Origin of the sequence: Microbulbifer celer, from assembly GCF_020991125.1 — a bacterium.
GTDB classification, from domain to species: Bacteria; Pseudomonadota; Gammaproteobacteria; order Pseudomonadales; family Cellvibrionaceae; genus Microbulbifer; species Microbulbifer celer.
Map to the genome: position 1 here is coordinate 2,973,404 of NZ_CP087715.1, position 21,794 is coordinate 2,995,197.

Annotated in this window: 14 protein-coding genes; 1 reads left to right on the forward strand and 13 read right to left on the reverse strand. The window is 57.5% G+C overall.

The features are described from left to right. Positions 1 to 12 precede the first annotated feature (12 nt). From LPW13_RS12525 to LPW13_RS12565, 10 genes are all read right to left on the reverse strand, one after another. On the reverse strand, positions 13 to 594 hold the full coding sequence (locus LPW13_RS12525; protein WP_230435847.1) for a DUF2799 domain-containing protein: 582 nt from the start codon (positions 592 to 594) through the stop codon (positions 13 to 15). A 206-nt stretch (positions 595 to 800) separates the two neighbouring features. Beyond that, entirely contained in the window at positions 801 to 1,451 is a 651-nt protein-coding gene (locus LPW13_RS12530; protein ID WP_277611298.1) for an MBL fold metallo-hydrolase, read from the reverse strand. A gap of 245 nt (positions 1,452 to 1,696) precedes the next feature. Beyond that, positions 1,697 to 2,587, reverse strand: a complete 891-nt coding sequence (locus LPW13_RS12535; RefSeq protein WP_230435848.1) for a hypothetical protein — start codon at positions 2,585 to 2,587, stop codon at positions 1,697 to 1,699. Between the two features lie 524 nt (positions 2,588 to 3,111). Then, on the reverse strand, positions 3,112 to 4,158 hold the full coding sequence (locus LPW13_RS12540; RefSeq protein ID WP_230435849.1) for a LacI family DNA-binding transcriptional regulator: 1,047 nt from the start codon (positions 4,156 to 4,158) through the stop codon (positions 3,112 to 3,114). Between the two features lie 84 nt (positions 4,159 to 4,242). Beyond that, positions 4,243 to 4,563: a tryptophan 7-halogenase gene (locus LPW13_RS18270; RefSeq protein WP_377564393.1), complete on the reverse strand. Its 321-nt coding sequence runs from the start codon at positions 4,561 to 4,563 to the stop codon at positions 4,243 to 4,245. 22 nt (positions 4,564 to 4,585) lie between these two features. Beyond that, complete coding sequence (locus tag LPW13_RS12545) at positions 4,586 to 6,079, reverse strand: tryptophan halogenase family protein (RefSeq protein ID WP_230435850.1); 1,494 nt, start codon at positions 6,077 to 6,079, stop codon at positions 4,586 to 4,588. A gap of 11 nt (positions 6,080 to 6,090) precedes the next feature. After that, a complete protein-coding gene (locus tag LPW13_RS12550; RefSeq protein ID WP_230435851.1) occupies positions 6,091 to 7,116 on the reverse strand; it encodes a cupin-like domain-containing protein in 1,026 nt (341 codons plus the stop codon). Positions 7,117 to 7,118: 2 nt separating this feature from the next. Continuing rightward, positions 7,119 to 7,841 (reverse strand): SapC family protein, encoded by a 723-nt coding sequence (locus LPW13_RS12555; protein ID WP_230435852.1) that lies wholly within the window; start codon positions 7,839 to 7,841, stop codon positions 7,119 to 7,121. Between the two features lie 164 nt (positions 7,842 to 8,005). After that, complete coding sequence (locus tag LPW13_RS12560) at positions 8,006 to 11,062, reverse strand: TonB-dependent receptor (protein WP_230435854.1); 3,057 nt, start codon at positions 11,060 to 11,062, stop codon at positions 8,006 to 8,008. A gap of 346 nt (positions 11,063 to 11,408) precedes the next feature. Next, the gene (locus LPW13_RS12565) at positions 11,409 to 13,580 is read right to left on the reverse strand and encodes an alpha-glucuronidase family glycosyl hydrolase (protein WP_230435855.1); all 2,172 of its coding nucleotides are present in this window, start codon (positions 13,578 to 13,580) and stop codon (positions 11,409 to 11,411) included. A gap of 188 nt (positions 13,581 to 13,768) precedes the next feature. Here LPW13_RS12565 and manD point away from each other — a divergent pair, with 188 nt between their 5' ends. Next, positions 13,769 to 14,980 (forward strand): D-mannonate dehydratase ManD, encoded by a 1,212-nt coding sequence (gene manD, locus LPW13_RS12570; RefSeq protein ID WP_230435857.1) that lies wholly within the window; start codon positions 13,769 to 13,771, stop codon positions 14,978 to 14,980. A gap of 330 nt (positions 14,981 to 15,310) precedes the next feature. On the opposite strand, the gene LPW13_RS12575 is transcribed toward manD, so the two are convergent. From LPW13_RS12575 to LPW13_RS12585, 3 genes are all read right to left on the reverse strand, one after another. Continuing rightward, on the reverse strand, positions 15,311 to 16,441 hold the full coding sequence (locus tag LPW13_RS12575) for a lytic polysaccharide monooxygenase (protein ID WP_230435859.1): 1,131 nt from the start codon (positions 16,439 to 16,441) through the stop codon (positions 15,311 to 15,313). Positions 16,442 to 16,568: 127 nt separating this feature from the next. Then, positions 16,569 to 18,068: a tryptophan halogenase family protein gene (locus LPW13_RS12580; protein ID WP_230435860.1), complete on the reverse strand. Its 1,500-nt coding sequence runs from the start codon at positions 18,066 to 18,068 to the stop codon at positions 16,569 to 16,571. A gap of 142 nt (positions 18,069 to 18,210) precedes the next feature. Beyond that, positions 18,211 to 21,426 (reverse strand): TonB-dependent receptor, encoded by a 3,216-nt coding sequence (locus LPW13_RS12585; RefSeq protein WP_230435862.1) that lies wholly within the window; start codon positions 21,424 to 21,426, stop codon positions 18,211 to 18,213. Positions 21,427 to 21,794 lie beyond the last annotated feature (368 nt).

A 21,794-nucleotide genomic window follows, 5' to 3' on the forward strand; every position in this document is an offset into this window, starting at 1 on the left:
CCGTGCTGAATATCAGTAAAACAGCCCCGGATTGAAAGCACCAAATCCGCCAAAGCGCATCATCTGATGTTCCAGCCCGCGCATCTCCCGGCGCAGACTGCGCAGGTGGCGGCGCAGGGCGCGGGCCTCTTTTTTGCTGACATCTTCATCCAGCTGGGCGCTGACACTGTAGTATTCCCGCTCGACTTTTTCGTATCGGTTCTCCAGCGCCAGGTATTGCTGCTCGGCCTGGTAAACCACGAGTCCCTGTTGATAGTGGGACATGAAAAGGTCCGCAGTAGGACCCGTGCAGACGCCTTCGTAGTCGCGCCCGTTACGGCCCTGAATAAATCCATTCTCCGGGGTGCAGTACTGCTCTACCCCTTCTTCGTGGCCCCGCATCCAGTCACTGGTATCCACGCGCACGCCGTATTCGTGACACTTCTGCGCGATTTCATACACAGTCGCCTGACTGCGCCCGCGAGCGCCGTCTTCGATCCCGCGCTCGTACCAGAGGCCGGCCTGACACTCGTCTTCGGAGATCACTGCGCAGCCGTTGGCGAAAACCAGTACTGCTGGGATTGAGATGAGTGTGAGTAATTTCCAGGGTTTCATAGCCGGCCTGTGAGACGGAGTAACAAGTGTGATGAGAAGACAAGGTGCCGGGTACGGGTTTTCAGGAGCGTCGCAAACAGGATGTTTGCGCCGCAGCGCCCAGGGATGGGTTCACCGCGGTCCTGAAAACCCGTACCCGGTGCCTTGCTGCCACCGTCGAATTCAGTTCCACCATTTAGCCCAGGCCCGAGTGAATCCACGCTGAATCAACCAAAACGCTTGTCCGCCACAAATGGGTTGGTCTGACGCTCCTGCCCGAAGGTGGACATGGGGCCGTGGCCGGGTACAAATTTTACCGCATCCCCAAGGGGCCAGAGTTTCTTGGTAATGGAGTCGATCAGGTCCTGATGGTTACTTTTGGGGAAGTCGGTGCGGCCGATGGAGCCGGCAAACAGGACGTCGCCGACGAGGGCGAGATTGCTGGCACGGTGAAAGAAGATGACGTGGCCAGGGGTGTGGCCGGGGCAGTGGACGACTTCGAGCACTTCGTCGGCGACGGTGACGGTTTCGCCGTCGGTGAGCCAGCGGTCGGGCGTGAAGGTTTCCACCGGGGGGAAGCCGAACATCTGGGCCTGGACGCTGATCTGTTCGATCCAGAACTGGTCGTCTTTGTGGGGGCCTTCTACGGGGATGCCGAGTTGCCGGGCGATGGGGGCGGTGCCGCCGACGTGGTCGAGGTGGCCGTGGGTGAGAAGGATTTTCTCGAGCTTGAGGCCGCGCTCTTCGACGGCGGCGAGGATTTTTTCGATGTCGCCACCGGGATCGACTACGGCTGCGCGCAGGCTGTCGTCACACCACAGCAGGGTGCAGTTTTGCTGGAAGGGTGTGACGGGGACCGAGTGAAATTGCAGAGCCATAAAACCACCTTTTGAATCTTCGCTGGGGAGTATAACTGGCGGGGCTCCATCCTCTAAACCCGCGGGTGGTCTTTGGTACGCTTAGTGGCGGTGCCACTACCGGGTGAACCCTTATGAAACACGCCGTGAACCCATCCCTGGGGGCTCTGCAAAAACATCCATGTTTTTGAAGGTTTCATAAGGGTTCACCCGGTAGCGGCACCTTCGCGTTGGGCTTTTGGAGTCACCCTGTAGCCAGCTTTGGGCTATATCGCAGCAGCAGTCGCCCGCTGCATGGGGCTGGGACGGTGGCCGCGGTTCTTTTTCAGCATCTCGCGGATGTCCTGCAGCAGGTTCTGCTGCACCATCTCGCTCTGCCAGTAACCGTCGTGGGCCACCAGTTGTGGGCCCCAGCTGGTGGCGCTCCAGTCTGATAGCGGGCGGGTCTCGAAGTCGCGGTAGACGGCCTGATTGTAGGAGGGGCTGAGGGGCTTGAGGGGCCAGCCGAAGAGGTCGTCGGGGTGGTAGAAGTTTTTCCAGCGGAAGTTGTAGCCGCGGGTGTCGGAGGTGACAGCCTGGATCTGCTCGCGGGGCATGGCGCCGTGCCACAGGGGGGCGCAGGCGCCGAGGGTGTACCAGTGGGACAGGGCTTTGCCGCGCAGGAAGAGGTCTTTGGCGGAGCCTTTGTGCACGCCTTTGGGGCCACCGTCGCGCCAGATACCGTGGTTGATGGTGGAGCGCTGAGCGTCCCAGAGGTAGTTGGAGAGGATGGTGCAGCCAACGGAGTGGCTGAGGAGGATTACCGGGGTGGTGTCGCCAGCTTCTTTGGCGGCGCGCTCGAAGGTCTGGTAGACGGCCTGTTGGGTCTTTTCGTAGTTGCCGCCGCGGCTCTGGATATCACCCAGCTGGGAGGCGGCTTCGGAGAGCCCATAGAGCATGAACTTGCGCGCGCGCAGGTAGTCCATGTCACGTTTCTGCGTGGCTTCGAACAGGCGCTCGATATTGGGCTGCAGGTGGCTCTGGCAGAGAATGGTGTCGGTGTAGACGCGGGACCAGTCGTCTCCCAGCGCTGCGGCAAGGCTGCGGAACAGGGGTTCGGCAAAGCGCTCGTCCACAGCCCCCATCCCCGGCGCCGCCAGTATTACCAGGTCGGCCATTGTTGTTCCCCGTGGTTTTGTTATTGGATGCGGATACTTCCCCGGGGTTTACCCGCGCATCGCTTATTATGTGGATTCAGGAGTGAAATTTGTGCATTTTGTGTCGTTCTTCCGCTAAAAAGCGGAACCTTGTCAACACTTCAGTAGAAAAGCAAAGCTACCATTGTCGGATGGGATTGAAAAGAACGGCGCCAATCGAAAAAATTTATGCCGAAGCGGGAACTTCTGCGACAGGAGCCTCTCTAAAGAATCAGTCTCCCTTGAATCGTTGTGATCAATAGCTCTCATCGTATCCTTACTAAGCCGGCTCCCCCTGCCGGCTTTTTTTTATTCAAAATCCGGAACACCGCCCAATAGCCGAAGCGAAGGTGCCGATGCCGGGTGGGCCCTTGTAAGACCGTCTGCGGCCAGGACGGCCGCAGCCGAGCCCCCATGGATGGGTTAAGGGGGGGCGCCTAGCTCGTGTCTTACAAGGGCCCACCCGGCAGCGGCACCGCCACTGAACCGGAATAAGAGAAGAGGAGTTACCGAGGGGGCGCGTCAGAACGACGGCGGATGAGGGTGAAGTCCAGTTGTACCTGCTGGCCCTGCTCGGCCTCGCCGGCCCGCTGCGCGCGGACCTTTTTCACCAGCAGATCCACCGCCGCCCGCGACATATCCACAACCGGCTGATGAATCGTCGTCAGCTCCGGCCAGATTGTAGTGGCGAGTGCGGTATCGTCGAATCCACAAACGGTCAGATCCCTGGGCACATCCAGGCCCTGGCGCTGGGCCACGGAGATGGTGGCCGCGGCCATTTCGTCGTTACTGGCAAAGACAGCCGTGGGCGGCTGTTTCAGATCCAGTAGTTTTTCCGCACCGGTCAGCCCTGAGCGGTAGGTGAAAATCCCTTCCTGTACCAGCTCGTCCACGGGACACAGGCCGGAGTCTTTCAGGGCCTGGCGGTAGCCTTTCAAACGGCGCTGGCTCACCTGCTGGCCGCGGTCACCGGTAATGTAACCGATACGCCGGTGGCCGAGAGAGGCAATATGCCGGGTCATCTCGTAGGCGGCCTGGTAATCGTCGATCTTCACCACCGAGATGTTGTTGCGCGGCTGCTCAGCGGCGATCAATACCGTCGGCGTTTCACTGGACTCCAGCACCTCCAAAACCGCCGGTAGATCCGATAGAGGCGGCGGCAGGAGCATGGCCTCAACACCACCGCTCAACATCCGCGCCACCACCGCTTCCGCATTCAACTCCACATCGCAATGCTCAACCACCAACTGAATGTTGTAGCGACTGGACTGTTCCAGGGCACCGATCAGAAAGGCACTGAGGTAGGAAGCGTTGAGGTGGCTGTGCAGCAGGCCGATCTTGATCTGGGCGCCGCCGGCAAGACTGCGCGCGGCACTGTTAGGGGTATAGCCCAGGAACTTGATCGCCGCATTCACGGTCTCGCGGGTGCGCGCGCGCACACTGTCCTCGCCGTTGATCACCCGGGAGACGGTCATCGGCGAGACGCCCGCCTCTCGGGCCACGTCGGCAATGGTGGGGCCACTGCCCTGGCGGCGGCTCTGTTTTGGTTTCACGGCACTCACTTCCAGCAGCATTCAATCAGAGCGCCTATCTTCCAATCAAAGTCGCTTGCTGGCAACCGTCACACGAGGCTGGCCTCAGGCGGCTGTGTGTTCGCAGCACAATACTGTGCAACAAAATCCCGGTGTGCCGGCATCTGCACCACTGCAGACTGGATGGAGTCGCGCAACTGCCGCAGAAATCCATCCAGAGCTCCGCACCGCCCATCCGAGCCTGTGGATGATGACACCGATAATGGGCCGTGCGGGCCCCACCTGTGTCGACTGCGCCGCGCAGGCGCGATCCGTGGACAACCAAGGGTTCCAGCCCTCAAAGCCGCAATTCAGGATCTGCTCCATCAACAGCGCGCGGAAGCCGGTGGCTTTCACTCCAAAAACGGTATCACCATTTGGCGCCACTAGCTTTTAGAAGCCGCCTCAATCAAGAGGGCGGAATATCAGACGGGCAATACTTATGCAGAAAATCGTCATGCGAAGGCATGCTATTCACGGCATTCACAATATTTTGCTGAAGGGACTCAAGCGCTTTCCGTAGACGCTCGTCGCCTAGTAAAGCACCCATGTAGTGGTGGTTTCGCGGCATCAGCCCCTGCCCCGTCATCACGAACAGCCACGACGCAGTTTGGAACAGCTCCTCGCTCGCAGGCCTGATGTAACCACTATCGCTGAACAACTCGATGCGCTCGGCGAGCGTATCTGGGATATCCATGTCACGGCAGGCACGCCAGAAAGGCGTATCGTCTCGGTGGGTAAGTTTGTAGTGAAGGATGATGAAATCGCGGATCTGCTCGAAGTCATCATGCATCTGTCGGTTATAGCGCCTGGCTAGCGCTTTGAAATTACCACCAAATGGAAACAGCTGGATGAGGCGCACAGCAGCAATCTGGATAAGGTGGATACTGGTGCTTTCCAGCGGCTCGAGAAAACCGCTGGAAAGACCGATAGCCACGACATTCTTATCCCAACACTTACGTCGCCGTCCCGTCGTATACCGGATGAGGCGCGGATCCGTAAGCGGCGCTCCTTCCAGGTGGCCTAGCAGTTCGTCCTGGGCCTCCGTTTTATCCTGGTACGCGCTACAAAAGACCAGACCATTACCTGCCCGGTGCTGTAGCGGGATACGCCACTGCCAGCCAGCACTGCGCGCCATGGCCTGCGTGTAAGGTGGAACTTGAGACAACTCCGTCTGTACCGCCAGCGCACTATCCGTCGGCAGCCAGTGCCGCCAATCCTCGTAACCGGCGGCAAGCGTCTCCTCGATCAGCAAGCCACGAAAGCCTGTACAATCGATAAACAGATCACCGCTCACCCGGTCACCATTTTCCATCACCAGTGCCGTAACATACCCACTCTCTGAGTCCTGTTCGGCCCCCGTGATTCTGCCTTCAATGCGCTTGACACCCTGCGGCTCAAACTTCTGGCGCAGGAACCGAGCGTAAAGCCCCGCATCCAAGTGATAGGCATAATTGAGCTTCGACGACTCCGACACCGCGAACTTGCCAGCGATGGCCACTTCGTGCTCGAAACAACAGCGCCCCAGATCCCCACCGAACCCCTTGGCCTTCGCCATCAACCACATATGGTGAAATTCTGCCATCCAGGTCGACTTGCCAACATCCCCAAACGGGTGAATGTAACGATCCCCGATCCGGTCCCAGTTTTCGAATGAAATTCCGAGCTTGAAGGTAGACTGGGTCGCGCGCATAAACTCGCGCTCGTCAATGCCGAGCAGCGCATGGAATGAGCGGAAAGTAGGTATAGTTGCTTCACCTACCCCAACGGTACCAATCGCGTCAGACTCCACCAACGTAATGTCGAGTAAGGAACCAAGTTGTCGCGCGAGAAGCGATGCCACCGTCCAGCCAGCAGTCCCCCCTCCAGCAATAACAACACGTTTGACAGAATGATCGTGCATATGGGGAACCATCATCGATTAAGACGCCGGAGCAATAGCGCTCGCAGGCGTCGGGCCTTGAACTCATCCAGCGGCGCGAGATTGCCACGCGCGGTTTCGGGCAGGTGTTCGCCAGCCCGCTCCGCCGGTCCAAACACGTAATAGTCGAACATGGCGCGCCAAGCTCTCTTTTCGGCTTCAGGGCGGTCGCGAAGGCTGAGCAGCGCGTGCAGCAGAGTATTCTGTGGTGTGTCCATGAAATCTGGAACCAGGTTCCACCAGTAATTAACCATGACGTTGAAGGTATTCAGTGCATCGACCTGGTGCCACCACATTGCCGGGAAATAGAGTACATCACCGGGCTCCAGCTCGGCCACCTCCCCTGCATCCAAGGCTTCACGTAACCCTGGGAAACGCTCAAAATCCGGGGCAGAGATATTCGCCATGGTGACTACCTGCCCCCCCGGTGTTGGCTCTAGAGGGCCCGGGTAGAGATTCGCCACCTGCTCTGGTGGAAAGAGCGTGAAGCGCCGTCTTCCGATAAGGCAACAGGCCATATTGTGTGACAGATCGTGATGCGCCAGCGCCGTTGTGCGGTTTCCAATCCAGACGCTTACCATAGGAGGGTTGGCGGTAAACATATCGTGATCAAGCATCAGATCGTTCTCTGCCCGAAACCCCGGCAGGAACAAATCCACATCTGTCGAACCTATGTAGAATGACGGTGCGGCCGGGTCGTCAATATGAGCCAGTATCCGATCCAGATACTCCCCCAAATCTCCCTGATCTGAATCGAAGTCAAGCTGCGTAGCGTCGTCTGTGTAACCGAAACGCCCCCGCAACTCTGGTCGCGCAGTAAAAGCAGTGACCCGCCGCCCCCGATAATAGGACTTCAGGTAACTTGCCGCCTGCTGCGGCGAGTCCACACAGGCCAACGGCCAATCACTAGCCACCCCTTTGATAACCGCTGGCTTTCCCTCTGCCACCAGCTCCTCAAAGGGAATATTATGCGGCTCAACGCCCTCAATTATCCGGGTCTTACGTGCGATCAGTGCCATGTTCAGATTTGCAGGGCTTTGCGTTTGCGATTCTTAAGTTGGACCAGCCCGTCAATATTTCCAAGTGACTCGGCAACCATCCAGGCCAGCTTCAGATATCCAGCCCGGTTCAGTCGCTCCAACGATGTGCCATCGAGCGCACTCAGCCGTTCTGTGTTGACGGTGAAAAAATCCGGCAGATTATATTCCACCTGCTCATCCAGTCTGACATTAAGCTCCACCGATTCAATAAGCCCCATCTCCTCAAAAGTTTTAAACATGGGCTTCGCAATCTCCGCACCATCGAGAATGAGTTGGAGCATGCGATTTACGTGTTGGAGATATGGGGAATTGCCACCGTGCTTCAGAAACACAGGCTCCCCTTCAGCTTGACTGATCCGGGGGTGGTCGAGATCAACATGGATCATCTCCTCTGCCCCCCCCGCTTGTTGGTGAATACCGATAAGGAATGGGCCTCGCTGCTGGACTGCGGGCACATAGCGGGCATTCCAATCGGCATCGCCCAGAAACAGGTTCTCACCCTTGTCAAATCCCAATAGCGCAACGGCCTGGAAACCTTCCGTTGAATCCTTGCGAAACAGGATGGGATATTCCCGCTGCACGAAGGTAAACTCGGTGGGGAAAACCAACACCATATTGACGTTATCGCCAAACTCAGCCGAGTGGCCGACTTTAACTCTTAGGTCCTTGTGAGTCACGTTGTCCAGTAAAACCGCGTTCGTCATAAGATTATCCGCTGAAGCGTAAGTTACTACTACAAAGGTAAAGGTAAAGGTAAAGGCAGTATACCCTGACGTCGATACCCTTAAGCGATTGGATAATTAGCCACTAAAAAGCAAGAAGGGCCGCCAAATGGCGGCCCTTCTTGCCCGCTCAGGTCAGCAGTGACTTACCACTTGTAACGAACACCCAGAGCATAACGCGGCTCCAGCTCGTAAGCCCAGATAACCATTTTCTTTTCCCGGCGATACTGTAACTGATCTTCACCGGTCAGGTTAATGCCCTCGAATTGCACCTGGAGATTGTCATTGATGTCGTAAGAGACACTCAGGTCATACTGGCCATATTCATCTGTGAACTGTGGGCTTCTGCTGCCACCCTGGTTAGTGGCGTTCAAGAACTCGTCACGCCAGTTGTAGGCGAGGCGGGCAGACCAGCCAAAGTTCTCGTAAATCGCTGTCACATTGAAGGTATCCCCCAGTCCTGTCAGAGCAAACTGGTTCTCGCTCGGGTCCTGGGCCGGATCTGCCTCCACGTCACCATTGACCATGGTATAACTGCCGGCGAGACCGAAGCCGGTGTCACCAAAGAAATGCTGCGCAGCGAATTCCCAACCGTCGATATTACCCTCTCGTTCATTGATCGGCTGGGTGACCTCGAACTCCATCAGCGGGTCGCTGGAGTCAGTGTTCACATCATAGGCACCGAGAATCTGGTCGACATACGACTGGGGCAACTGGCCGCCCTCTAGTTTCGACTCAAACTCCGACTGTGCCGCGGCCACGTTACCGTTATTGGCATCGATAAGCGCCACCATGGTGAACAGGTTCGCAGGAGATTGGTCGATACCCAGTTCATCAATGACCGCAAGCGCGTCGCCAGAGCGAGTTCCAGCCGCGCCAGAGGATGGGTCCCGCAGGTCAAACAAGGAGCGCTTGAATACACCTGTTCCCAGGAAATTATCCACCGTCTTGTCGAAGTAACCGACAGAGACGTAACTGGAATCCGCAAAGTACCACTCGGCAGAGATGTCGAAGTTCTTGGACTCCAGCGGCAGCAGACTTGGGTCCTCTAGATTACCACCTGTCTGACCACCAAGAGCGGTCGGGTTGTTCGGGGCCTGAACTGTCGTCGAGGAGAAGAGGTTGCTGTAAGGCACACGACCAATGGTCTCGCTGTAGGAGACGCGACCGACAAGATTCTCGGTCAAGTCAAACTTAAGGTCGAGGTTTGGCAGTAAATGATGGTATTTACCCAAACCTTCAACATTCTGCTCCTCTGACCCGTAATTGATGACGAAATCGTTATCCGCAGTCCAACTCACACCAGTAGGAACCGTTTGCAGGGAGAACGATTCCACCTCGGTCTCCTCATAGCGCAGACCAGCATTCAGCTGCACGGGAATATCAAACAACTCGGTTTCAAATTTATAGTTGGCGTAATACGCCATGATGTCTTCTTGAACGGTATTCTGGCTACCACTCACAGTGACATCTGTGCGCAAAGCGGGGTCTTCATGATTCAGGAAGTGCTCCTGGAAAATCGGGAACAGAGCTGCCGCATCCGCTCGGAAAGAGACATCCCCGCGCCCCGAGGAATAGTCACCAAACTGGCACTCAAGGCAGTAGGCCTCCACCAGGCCGGGAGCCAGCTCTTCCACGTTACGCAATTCGGCCATACCCCATGTGCCGATATCCTGCTGGGTGCTGGCCGTCGCCACAAAAACTTCGGTATCGCGATAATTCACACCCAGATCGAGTTGGCTGGATTCCCAGTCAAACGTGTAGCGCACATCCAACTCTTTGACGTCCATGTCCTGTTGCTGCGTAGAACTACGCTGAACCTGGGTTGCCAGGTCGCCTACATCGAGAACGCCGTTGCCGTTACCCTTGGCGGAATCGTCAATAGTATAGTCCTGCACAGGGAAGCCGCTGCGCCAGTCCAGAGAGTGCTGCAGAATCACAGGCGCGGCAAAGTCCACGAAGGTTGACGTGTGGCCCAGGGGGTTATTCGGCCTTGCCTCACCTGTTGAGGAGTGCCCATCAACCCGCAGAGTCTGGTTTTCAGCCAGGTCCCATTCCATATTCAACCCAAATGAATCAAGTGATTCTTTGGTGGCGCGATTGGTCTGCTCGAAACCAATATCCTTGGTACCGTCGTTGTTCTCCTGCATGAACAACGCATTGTTGACAGGGCCGGAGCCGTCGAAAATCAACTGATCAAAAGGCGTCGCAAACCAGTTAGTCTGCTCAAAGCGCATCTCCGCCTGTTCATTGCTGGCAAAGGTGTAATCCGCTGTAAATCTCAGAGAGTCCGTGGGCGTGTATTGCGCGACGAGTTGACCATTAAAACGTTCCCGGGTTAGCTCGCTGTAGTCGTAGCGGCTATCCTGAGGAATCGCGAACAGTTCACCGTCGACAGGAACGTTCTGATAGTTGGAGGGATCACCGTCGGCACGGACCTTACTCGTATCCGACAAAAAGTCGCCAGACTGCCGACTAACCACCCAGTCGTTGGCCTGCCCCATTACCGCCCCTGAATCGCGCTCTGAGTAGGAGCCAAAAACGCCGATACCGAAAGTGGAGTCTTCATTAGACCAGTTGAATAAACCAGACAGTTCGGGAGTGACACTATCGCCGTCCGAACCAACACTGGTATCGTGATTGGTTTTGAACGACATGCTTGCCGAATTATCTGACTCCAGCGGACGAAGCGTATTGATATTGACGGTCGCACCAAGGCCACCGGAAGGTACCAAGGCGTTACCAGTCTTATAGACCTCCAGCCCCGAAATACCTTCGGCAGTCAAGTTCTCGAAACCGAAGCTGCGGCCTTGCGCACCGGTGTAGTTATCGCGCTGCCCCATGATTCCGACTGTCGCAGTCGGCAGGGTACGGCCATTCAGCGTAACCAGGTTATAGCCAGGACCGAAGCCGCGGACAGTGATTTTCGAGCCTTCGCCGTTCTGCCGATCGATGGCAACGCCGGGAATGCGCTGCAAGGACTCAGCGAGGTTGGAACTCGGGAACTTGCCGATATCTTCGGCAGAGATAGCGTCCACCACACCCGAAGCATCGCGTTTGATGTCCATGGCACGATCCATGGAAGCACGGATACCGGTAACGACCACCTCTTCCAGAGTGGCATCCTGGGCCAGTACAGAAGCACAGGCCATCGAGGTGATGGCCGCAACCACAGCACCCGAAAGTTTTTTGCGTTCGAACATTTTGGTTTTCCCTCTTCGCATTATGCCGCGGCCGACACTGCTCGACTGAACCACTTCGAGGAGGACTTTGCGGCTCTTATTGGTTTTTGCTGAATTTATTTTTGCTGAATTTATAATCTTTATGGTACCGCTACCATAATATAGTTACGCCTCTTGCCTTATTGAGTCAAGCGATTTCTCTCCCACCTACAGAGAAGACGATTGACCCGCAGGGATAGTCCCCCCCGCCAACGTAAAAATTGCGGCAAGAATTAATGAGTCGAATACGGAAACCGCACTCCACAAATAGACAAGTAGATTACGAAAGGGAGGAGAGTCAACTTTAAAAACCCTCCCCTCCGCTCTCTCAATGACCCGGCGCCCAGGGGTACTTCACGGCTTGGTAATGCTCAAGGCTATGCGCGGGCGGCGCTACGCCTTCCGGAAGTGGTCGCTGGGAAACCGACTGGAAATAGGCAATGGACGCGTCCCGCCACCACTGCGCTTCGCGCTCCTGCACCCTCAGCAAGCGGGCGGTCTTGTCGAAGCGTTCTGCATCGATCAGCGGTTCAAGTGATTGCCACTGCGCGCGCATTTCCCGGACCTCTGCCACACCGGTATCGTAGCGGTGCACCAGCTCTTCCCACAGGTCGCGCCCGGATGTCATTGGATAGTCCCACGGCAGGTGATGGAACCATAGCAGCAGGTCGTCGCCCACATCACTGCGGCTGGCGAAGCGCTTCGCCACCGGGTCGGCGTACTGGGCCACCGCGTTGCTGCCCTCACTGGTGCGATCAAAACCGATGCCATTTTTGTCGGCGCGGTGATAGTAGGCCGGGTTCCACTCCGGGCGCGCCAGGTCCGACACCCAGGGCCCCGGGCCATAGTGGTGGCCGGTGGCCATCAGGTGCGCAAGCCCCAGCGGCGTCATGTAATCCACTACCGCCTGGCGTGAGTCTCGCAACATGTCCTGGCCGGTAGTGAGAACAACCGGGTTGTTCGAGAAGGTGATTTTCAGCCAGTCCCGCGCCACTTCTTCTGCCCCTGTTTGCGGGTTCCACGCCATACGCCCGAAGACATACCAGTTCGCCTGATTGAAGGTGGAGCCGGTCCAGTCGCGGTCGCTACCAATATTCGCCACGCCCGCAATGCCCGTGAGTTGGTGGCCATGCAGGCTGCCGTCGATAACTTTTGCCACGGTGGACCCGGGCCCCTCGGCGAACGTATCCGCGCGCAGGACCTCCTCGTACATGGGGCCGAGGTAGGCGAGATGGGAGGCAAAGCCCAGGTATTCCTTGGTGATCTGGAATTCCATCATCAGGGGAGTTTTCGGCATGGCGCCGAACATAGGGTGGAAGGGCTCGCGGGGCTGAAAGTCGATGGGACCGTTTTTCACCTGCACGATGACATTGTCATCGAACTGACCATCCAAAGGCACAAAGTCGCTGTAGGCCTGTTTGGCGCGATCCTCAGGATTGTCCTGCTGGTACACGAACGCGCGCCACATCACCACGCCGCCGTGGGGGTTCAACGCACGCGCCAGCAGGTTCGCGCCTTCGGCGTGACTGCGTCCGTAATCCTGCGGGCCCGGCTGTCCCTCGGAGTTAGCCTTCACCAGAAAGCCACCGAAATCCGGGATCAGCCGGTAAATCTCATCCGCCTTGTGGGCCCACCAACGCTGCACGTCCGGATCTTTCGGATCTGCGGTATCGAGCCCACCGATTTCCACCGGCGCGCTGAAGCGGGCGGACAGATAGACGCGAATACCATAGGGCCGGAACACGTCCGCCAGTGCCGCAGCTTTGGCCAGGTAGCGCGGAGTGAGGCTGTCGGCGCTGGCGTTTACATTATTCAGTACCGTGCCGTTAATACCGATGGCCGCGTTGGCGCGAGCGTAGTCGGTGTAGCGCGGGTCGAGAACGTCCGGCAGGTTCCACCAGTCCCAGATAGACTGGCCAGCGTAACCGCGCTCCACGCTGCGGTCGAGGTTGTCCCAATGGTTCAATAGACGCAGGCCGATTCGCGGGCGGCTTTCAATGCTCACGCCCTCAAGGGCACTACGAGTCTGCAGCAGCCGCAGTAAATGGAAGCTACCGTAGAGCAAACCGAGCTCGGAGTTGGCGGCCACCACCGTGCCTCTATGGCCGCGAATGGTTGTGGAGCGCACCAGATACCCCTCTTCTCCCAGCTTGTGTACCGGGAAGTTCTGAGCGCGTACATCGCGCGAGGCTTTCGGTGTCGCCACCAGCACAAAGCCGTCACCGTTGACACCCGCACTGACCCCGGGCGCTCGCTTCAGCAGCCCGCCGACCCCACGTACCAGCTCACCTTCAATGGCTTTAAGGGTTGGCGACTGCTCACTTCCGGGAATCACCAGTTGCCGCAACTGCGGCCGGTACTTTTCCCGGGCCTCGGCTTCCAAAGGCTGGTAACGCAGCCAGAGATCGTAGCCGTCTTCGGCATGGACACCGGTGGCCGCAGCCAGGAATACCGCAAACAGCAACAGGGCTCGGGGAATGAAAAACGCATCGCTATACATGGTGACCTCAGGGGCTTTTATTATTTCTGTTACAGGTTCTGTGGCCAGGGGACTTTCCTTGGCTCGACTCTGGGGGCTAGAATGGTAGCGCTATCAAGAAGAAACCATAACACAGAATTCCGTTCTGATTGGCAAGTTAAAATAACTTCCGGCTAAAACATGCATTATCGGAGTTGAGGGAATACGGCATGCTCAAAATCAAATCCGCCCGGGTTATCACCACCTCCCCCGGGCGCAATTTCATCACCCTGAAAATCGAAACTGAAGACGGCACTTTCGGCCTTGGCGACGCCACCCTTAACGGCCGCGAACTGGCCGTGGCGAGTTACCTGCAAGATCACATTATCCCCTGCCTGATTGGGCGCGACGCGCACCAGATTGAGGATATCTGGCAGTACCTGTACAAGGGCGCCTACTGGCGCCGCGGACCGGTGACCATGTCGGCGATTGCCGCGGTGGATATGGCCCTGTGGGATATCAAGGCCAAGGTGGCCGGCCTGCCGCTGTACCAGCTGCTTGGTGGCGCCTGCCGCGAGGGCAATCTGGTGTACGCCCACGCCAATGGTGAAAGCATCGAGGAGACGCTTTCCGAGGCGAAAAAATACATCGCCCTGGGCTACCGCGCAGTGCGTCTGCAGTGTGGGGTTCCGGGGCTGAGTTCTACCTACGGCGTGAGCAAAGACAAAGCCCGTTACGAGCCGGCCGACGCCGACCTGCCCACCGAAAATACCTGGTCCACGGAAAAATACCTGCGCATCGTGCCGCAACTGTTTGCCGCAGCGCGGGAAGAACTGGGTTGGGATATCCACCTGCTGCACGACGCCCACCACCGCATGACGCCCATCGAAGCGGCACGGCTGGCAAAAGATCTGGAACCCTACCGCCTGTTCTGGCTGGAAGATGCAGTGCCTGCGGAGAATCAGGCCAATTTCCGTCTGATTCGCCAACACAGCACCACACCACTGGCGGTGGGTGAAGTGTTCAACAGTATCTGGGACTGCAAACAGCTGATCGAAGAACAGCTGATAGACTATATTCGAGCGACTGTGGTGCACGCCGGCGGCATCACTCACTTGCGGCGCATCGCTAACCTCGCCGCGTTGTACAACGTCCGCACCGGTTGTCACGGCGCCACCGATCTGTCGCCGGTGACCATGGCGGCGGCACTGCATTTTGGTTTGTCGATCCCGAATTTTGGCATCCAGGAATATATGCATCACACAGACGAGACCAACGCGGTCTTCCCCCACGGATACTCATTCAGCGACGGTTACCTGCATCCGGGCAACAGCCCCGGACTGGGTGTGGATATCGACGAAGATATGGCCAAGGAATTTCCGTACAAGCGCGCGTTTCTGCCGGTGAACCGCCTAGAAGACGGCGGCATGCACGACTGGTAACCGAAACAATTTCCACAGTCTTTCGCGTAACCGTGTTTACTCGACACTTGGCCACCGTCTTACGCGTGGCCAGGCGTGTCTCAATTGGATTAAGAGATATATCATCGAATCAATTACTTCAGAAAACCTCTTACAGTATTTCTCAGTCCTGAATTCGGGAATCGCACCTACAATAGCCTCAAACTGCAGAGACCACTCTCGATAGCACGTCTTGCCCCACTGGGTGCGGTCATAAATGTAACGACCAATTGGATCCACTATACTGATGGTCTACAAAAAGCCAGCGGTGTTCCGCTGGCTTTTGCGTTTACTATCGATTAACTCCGGAGCTTATTCACATACATTCCCGGTTACCTCCGGCACTTCGGCACTGGCACCACCCTTGGTGCCCTGCATGCCAAAGCTCACGGTCTGGCCGGCGCCGATGGTGTCGTTCCAACCCATGCTGGTGGCAGTAAACGGCCCCATGCCATTGACCACGGCATTCCAGGTGTTGCTCAGCGCGGTGCCGTCGGAGTAGCCCCACTGCACTTCCCAGCCGCTCACTGATTCACTGCCGGTATTGGTCAGGCGCACTTCCGCAGTGAAACCGTCGCTCCACTCATTGGATACCACGTATTCGCAGTTCACACCGTTGCCTGTGCTGCCGCCGGAGCTGGAGCTGGAACCGCCACTGCTGGAGGAGCTGCTGGAAGAGGAGCCACCCGAGGAGGAAGAGCTGCTTGAGGATGAACTGCTGCTCGAGGAGGAGCTGCTACTGGACGACGAACCTCCGCCGGAGCCGCCGCCCTCGAACGCCACATCCACACAACCGTGGAAGCGCTCCCAGGTAAAGTAGTTGCGCCCCCACTCGCCGTAAATGATGTGCCGCCCTTCACGCTCCGGCACTTCACAGGTGGTGTGGAAGAGATTGTTGGCTTTCTCCGCGACCACGTTGGGGTTGGCGGTGGGGTTGGCGTCGTCGTAATCCAGTACGCAGAACGCCTCGTCTTCAAAGTCCTCCCAGGTCAGGGTGCCGCCTACCTGGTAATTGAAGTCCGGCTTGGTGATCCAGTAGCGGAATTCCTCGGTGTCGTCCCAGTGCGGGCCCCAGCTGATATTCCAGCTGAACGTCTGGGTTCCACCGCTCATGGGGCTGGTAGGCCAGTCGAGCTGGTAGTCCCAGGGGCTGGGGCCGCCGTTCCAGGTTTCGCTGTCAAAACCACACACATTGGTACTGTCTGCCTGTGCGTGCCCCTGGGTGTGGGTGAGCACGCTCATAAACTGGTACATGCCATTAGCGTCATTCTCGGCGGCTTCGACACAGGCGGGGGTGGTGGCCTGGTCCGGCTTTTCATTCAGCCCGCAGTGGGCGTTGCGCGCTGGCGGCTCCACAATCAAGCCGTGCCCCAGAGCGCTCCCCGCCACCAGTGATAGGCCGAGTAGACTCAGGCCTTTTTTCCACAACATGTTTCTCATCATCGCTGTCCTCATTTTCTACCTGTTATCGGTTTACTACTGAGAACGTGACGGGACAGCGCCCAAACGGGCACCCCGCTACCTGCAACAAATTGTCATAGTGCGGATAAATTCAAACTAATCGGGAGATTTAGGCGCAGTGGCGAGCAATAAACTCTTTATGCGATGGCATCGCCTCCGCCGAGCGCTCGATGACCGATTTGATTTCCCGCATCCGCCGGACAAACATGTCCTCCGGCATGGCATCCACGAGAGGATGGTAACCGCGTGGTATCACGCCCTGCCCCAGCATGACTTCCATCCAGCTCAGCTCATTGAACAGTTCACTGTTGGCGCGGACAATGCGGCCATTTGCGCGGAACTGATCGATCTTCTGTGCGAGGGTGTCGGGTATTTCCATGGTGCGGCAATAGTTCCAGAAGGCACTGTCGTCGCGCTCTGTGGCCCGGTAGTGAAGGATCAGGAAGTCGCGGATGCGGTCCATCTCGAAGTGCGTTTGACGGTTGTATTCGTCGATGTCGACTCGATCGAAACTTCGGTTGGGGAACAGGCTCAGCAGGCGCGCAATGGCGGACTGCACCAGGTGGATACTGGTGGATTCCAGCGGTTCCATAAATCCGCTGGCGAGGCCGAGGGCCACGCAGTTCCTGTGCCAGAACTCCTTCCGCTTGCCGGTGGTGAAGCGCAACAGTTTCGGTTCTGCCAGCGGCGTGCCGTCGAGATTGCGCAGCAGGATTTCCCTGGCCTCACTCTCTTCCATAAAACGGCTGCTGAAGACGTGGCCGTTGCCAATTCGGTGTTGTAGCGGGATGCGCCACTGCCAGCCAGCGGTGTGGGCGGTAGAGCGGGTGTAAGGGATGGGATTGTCGTCACCCTCGCAGGGCACCGCCCAGGCGCGGTCGCAGGGCAGCCAGTGACGCCAGTCTTCATAGCCTACGCCAAGTGCCTCACCGATCAGTAATCCACGGAACCCGGAACAGTCGATAAACAAATCGCCTTCAATCGCGCGTCCGTCGGCGAGCTGTATCGAGTGGATAAATCCGCTGTCAGGGTGCAGATGCGTATTTGTAACTGTCCCCTCGCTGCGGATGACACCGCGCTGCTCAGCGTATTCCCTCAGAAACTGTGCGTAGAGGCCGGCATCAAAGTGGAAGGCATAGGTGATATTGGAAAGCGGTGAGTTGCCAGCATCAATGGAACGCATAAAACGCCCCTGCAGCGCCGCCAGTGCGGTGAGGGTATATTCGCCGATGTCTGCGCTCCCACCACGGAAGTGCTCTTTCAGCCAATAGTGGTAAAACGGGATGCCTTCCATATCCCGGCCAACCTCGCCGAAGGCGTGGATATACGAGTCGCCTTTCCGGCCCCAGTCCTCAAACTGGATACCGAGCTTGAAGGTGCCGCGAGTTTTGCGCAGAAACTCGTCCTCGTCGAGCCCCAGCATCTGGTTGAACACCTGAATCTGCGGAATGGTGGCCTCGCCCACGCCGACGGTACCGATACTTTCCGACTCCACCAGTTCAATCTGACAGAACCGGTTTTTCATCACTTTGGACAGCGCTGCCGCCGCCATCCAGCCAGCGGTGCCGCCGCCAACAATGACGACCTTCCGGATGTTGTTATTGTTCATTTGCAACCTGTCTTAACCGCATAAAAACGCCCAAACTTACCTGTCGAGCTTACCGGTTTCAAACAAAAAAAGGGCGCACTGCTTGCACAGTGCGCCGACGAGAAAGCACAACAAGGTCTGTCAAGAACGTCGTGCGAAAGCGTTAGAAATTCGCGCGCGCGATCAGGGCGAAGCGGCGGTCCTGGATGAACCAGGAGCGACCGGCCTCAGAGCCCGCGTCATCCAGTTGCATAATGGTCTCGGTCTGGGTGTCGAGCAGGTTGGACACCTGCAGACCCACGGTCACACCATTGTCGAAGTTGTAGAACACGGAACCGTCCATATAACCGGCATCGTCATTGAAGATCGGATACTTACTGATGGTATCGCGGGTAGTGAGCAGGTACTTCGAGCGCCAGTTATAAGCGAGACGCGCAGACCAGGGCCCCTTCTCGTACATGCCAACAATGTTGTAGGTATGTTCCGATACACCGCGCAGTGGCAGCAGAGTGATGTCCGGCAGCGGATAGCGGTCGGCTTCTTCCTCGCCGGTGGCAGGCTCGGCGCCACTGCCAACACGGCTATTGCTGAGACCAGAATCAATCCAGGTGTAGTTCAACTGCAAACCGAGCCCGTCAAACGGCGCCGGCAGGAAGTCGTAGAACTGCTGATAGGCGAGCTCCACCCCCTGCATAAAGCCGTCGCCTCCATTTACAGTGGACTCAAAATCCACGGTCTGCACCTGACCGGTGACCGGGTTGGCGAAGTCTCGCGGGAAGGCACCAGTAATAAAGGTATCGCTCAAATCCTTGTAGAACAGCGAGGTGGTGAAGGAACCCACATCCGCGAAGTACCACTCCAGGGAAGCGTCATACTGAATAGACTCCATTGGCCACAGGTATGGGTTGCCACCGGAGCCGACCCAGTCCACCGGTGCGACGGATACGATATTAGTACCGTTGTCTTCCGCCTCCTCCCCGTCTACTGGAGGTTCCTCCGGACCGTTTTCACGTACCACACCCAGTTGACGGTTGCCGATCACCGCCTGATTTTTCACATCCGACATGTCCGGCAGGGAAATGGCCTTGGAAACAGCGAAACGCGTCAGCAGGTCGTCGCGCAATTCCAGTTTCAGGTTGAAGCTCGGCAGCACGGTGCTGTACTCGCTCCAGCCCTCCTCCAACGTGAAAGCGTCGTTGCCGAATGCTTTTTCTTCCTGAGTCAGCCAGTTGTTAGGATCCCGTGCATAAGACATGGCGTCTTTTTCGGTGGGGAAGCGACCGTCCAGTACTGCCTGGACAGCCCACTCTTCCACCGCGTCGTAGTCGCCCAGATCTACCGGCGATCCATCAGGATAGGGTAGGCCGACCAAGTCGGGATACTGCACCGAACCCTGCGCCTCGCGCTCAATCTCTACATAACGCAGACCGACGTTACCCGAGAAACGCAGTGCGGTGGCGTCGGAGCCGAAATCCAGACGCAGATAGGCGGCGCGGCTGGTCTCGGTGGTATCGAAAACCTCGGGCGCCTGGAAAATGCCCTCAGCGACGATGTCATCGCGACTTGGGTAGGGTTCCCACGGATCGCCAGCAGGAGAGATAAACAGGTCGCGATGCCCCTGCACCACCCCTTTCACATATTCCGCATCCGGGAACAGGAAGCCGCCGCCGGGTACCGAGAGGACACTGCCGCGGTGGAAATCGCTAAAACTTACGTACTCGTAGGGCTGACCTGCCACTTCCGGGTCTGTGAGGTAATAAGGGGTATCCCACTCCGCGCCGATGGTGCCCCAGTTGTAGGCGGTCAGGCGCACGGTCTGGTCCCGCTCCGCCAGGCGCGCGCCGAACTTGGCCGCGCGCAACAGACCCAGAGGCTCTTCACTGAAGTGATAAGCGCCATCAAAGCGAGTGGCGAAGGATTCTCCCTCGGAGCGCTCGTAGTGGTCCATGGCAGAACGCCACCAGTAATTCTGTGGATTCTTGAACCAATTGGGATCGCTGTTGCCGTCGTAGGGTACACTCGGATCATCCACCGCTAGCGTGGGTGTTTCACCACTGGCATCGTACGCTTGCGCCATCCACTGGCCGAGGGCAATCTGCAGATCGTCGTCGCGAGTTTCCGCCTGGATATACTGGAAATCGACGCTGTACTCCCAATTATCGTTGGGTGTGAACTGCACATTGACGGCAAAGTCGTCCACTACTGTGTGGGTATCCTTGGCCCGGGTGTCGGTCTGGAACTTGGAGCCGTACTGGCCATCGTCGGGTGCGTATCCGCCGCGCCAGCCGGCCTCGGTAACCATCGCGCCCTGTTCAAATATGCCGTTGTCGTCGAAAGAGAATTCAGTACCCGCCAGCGGACCGACCGTGCGCGCGGCATCGTAGGAATCCCCGCTGTATTTCACCGCATTCTCGGTCCAGGACAGGCGCGAGTCCGAGCGCATAAACTGCGCAGTGGCCAGAATCGTTTCGTCAGTATCCGCCCACTGGAACGCCGCCGCGTAACCCTTGCGGGTGCGCTCGTCGTTTTTCTTGAAGAAGTTCGAGGCATTGGGGACCCACACCGTGTCGAAGCCTTCCGCCCCGGCGATACCCTCGGCATCGTAATTGAGATAGGTATCGGACTGGATACCGTGGGAGGTGCCCGTCAGTTCCGAGTGGGCAATATTGAACAGCACTCCAAACTCGCCAGCGCTGGTGATCCAGCGATCGCTGAAGAGTGCCGACACGCTCGGGGTACCGTCTTCATCAAGGTCGCCCTGGGAATAATCCGCCGAGATGGAAATGGTCTGTTCCGCGAGGTCGAAGGGTTTGCGGGTACGCAGGCTCACCGTGCCGCCGATACCGCCCTCAATCATGTCCGCGGACTGGTTTTTGTAAACATCCACCCCGCCCATCAGCTCCGGCGGTACATCCTGAAACGAGAGGCCGCGGCCGGAGTTGGCGGTGAAAGAGTCGCGGCCGTTGAACTCGGAACGGGTGGCGGTCATGCCGCGGATAACGGCACCGGAACCCTCCACCCCAAAGTGGTCCGGGTCGTCAGCGCCGGCAAAGCGTTCGATGGAAACCCCGGGCATGCGCTGTATCGCTTCCAGCACGCTGCGGTCCGGCAGCGAACCCATATCATCGGAGGAGATGGAATCGACGAAGGTATCGGCCTCACGCTTGATATCCTGCGCATTCTGTAGGTTATAGCGCACTCCGCTCACCACCACTTCTTCAATGGTAACAGGCGTTGCCGCGTCGGCATCCTCGGCGTTCTGATTTTCCTGCGCGATTGCGTGCTGGGCGGTGAACGCGGTGGCCGCCAGTGCGATGATCACTTCAGACAGGCGGTTTTTCTTAAACGGCTTTTTCTCGAACTTATTGTTATCGAACACGGAAGTGCCCCCATCTCGCTTGCCGCCGGCACTCCCGCTCGATGTACACGAAGGATCGGTAAAGCAATCGGGACGGCTGCTGCGGCTTGTTATTTATGTGTTTTTATGGCCGGACGGAAACACCCGGCACTATCTTTTTTCCTAGCTTTGTTACCGCTAACAATTTATAGGATTATTCAGTCGGCAGTCCGCTGTCAAGGACTTTCATAACCGTCAAAATCCTGCAGTTACCCAGTAGATAGGAGATTTTCACGTCACATATTGTAAACGTCAAACCCAAATGGTAGCGTTAACAAAAGGCACCTCCCGATACACAAGGTCGCCGCAGAGCTGTCCGACAGCCTGCACGGTCCGCCCCCGGAGATAGA

Bases quoted from the DNA above. Each gene is read 5' to 3' on its own strand.
- LPW13_RS12560 (WP_230435854.1), bottom strand. From the start codon at position 11,062: ATGTTCGAACGCAAAAAACTTTCGGGTGCTGTGGTTGCGGCCATCACC.
- manD (WP_230435857.1), top strand. From the start codon at position 13,769: ATGCTCAAAATCAAATCCGCCCGGGTTATCACCACCTCCCCCGGGCGC.
- LPW13_RS12575 (WP_230435859.1), bottom strand. From the start codon at position 16,441: ATGATGAGAAACATGTTGTGGAAAAAAGGCCTGAGTCTACTCGGCCTA.
- LPW13_RS12545 (WP_230435850.1), bottom strand. From the start codon at position 6,079: ATGCACGATCATTCTGTCAAACGTGTTGTTATTGCTGGAGGGGGGACT.
- LPW13_RS12530 (WP_277611298.1), bottom strand. From the start codon at position 1,451: ATGGCTCTGCAATTTCACTCGGTCCCCGTCACACCCTTCCAGCAAAAC.
- LPW13_RS12555 (WP_230435852.1), bottom strand. From the start codon at position 7,841: ATGACGAACGCGGTTTTACTGGACAACGTGACTCACAAGGACCTAAGA.
- LPW13_RS12580 (WP_230435860.1), bottom strand. From the start codon at position 18,068: ATGAACAATAACAACATCCGGAAGGTCGTCATTGTTGGCGGCGGCACC.
- LPW13_RS12525 (WP_230435847.1), bottom strand. From the start codon at position 594: ATGAAACCCTGGAAATTACTCACACTCATCTCAATCCCAGCAGTACTG.
- LPW13_RS12535 (WP_230435848.1), bottom strand. From the start codon at position 2,587: ATGGCCGACCTGGTAATACTGGCGGCGCCGGGGATGGGGGCTGTGGAC.
- LPW13_RS12550 (WP_230435851.1), bottom strand. From the start codon at position 7,116: ATGGCACTGATCGCACGTAAGACCCGGATAATTGAGGGCGTTGAGCCG.
- LPW13_RS12565 (WP_230435855.1), bottom strand. From the start codon at position 13,580: ATGTATAGCGATGCGTTTTTCATTCCCCGAGCCCTGTTGCTGTTTGCG.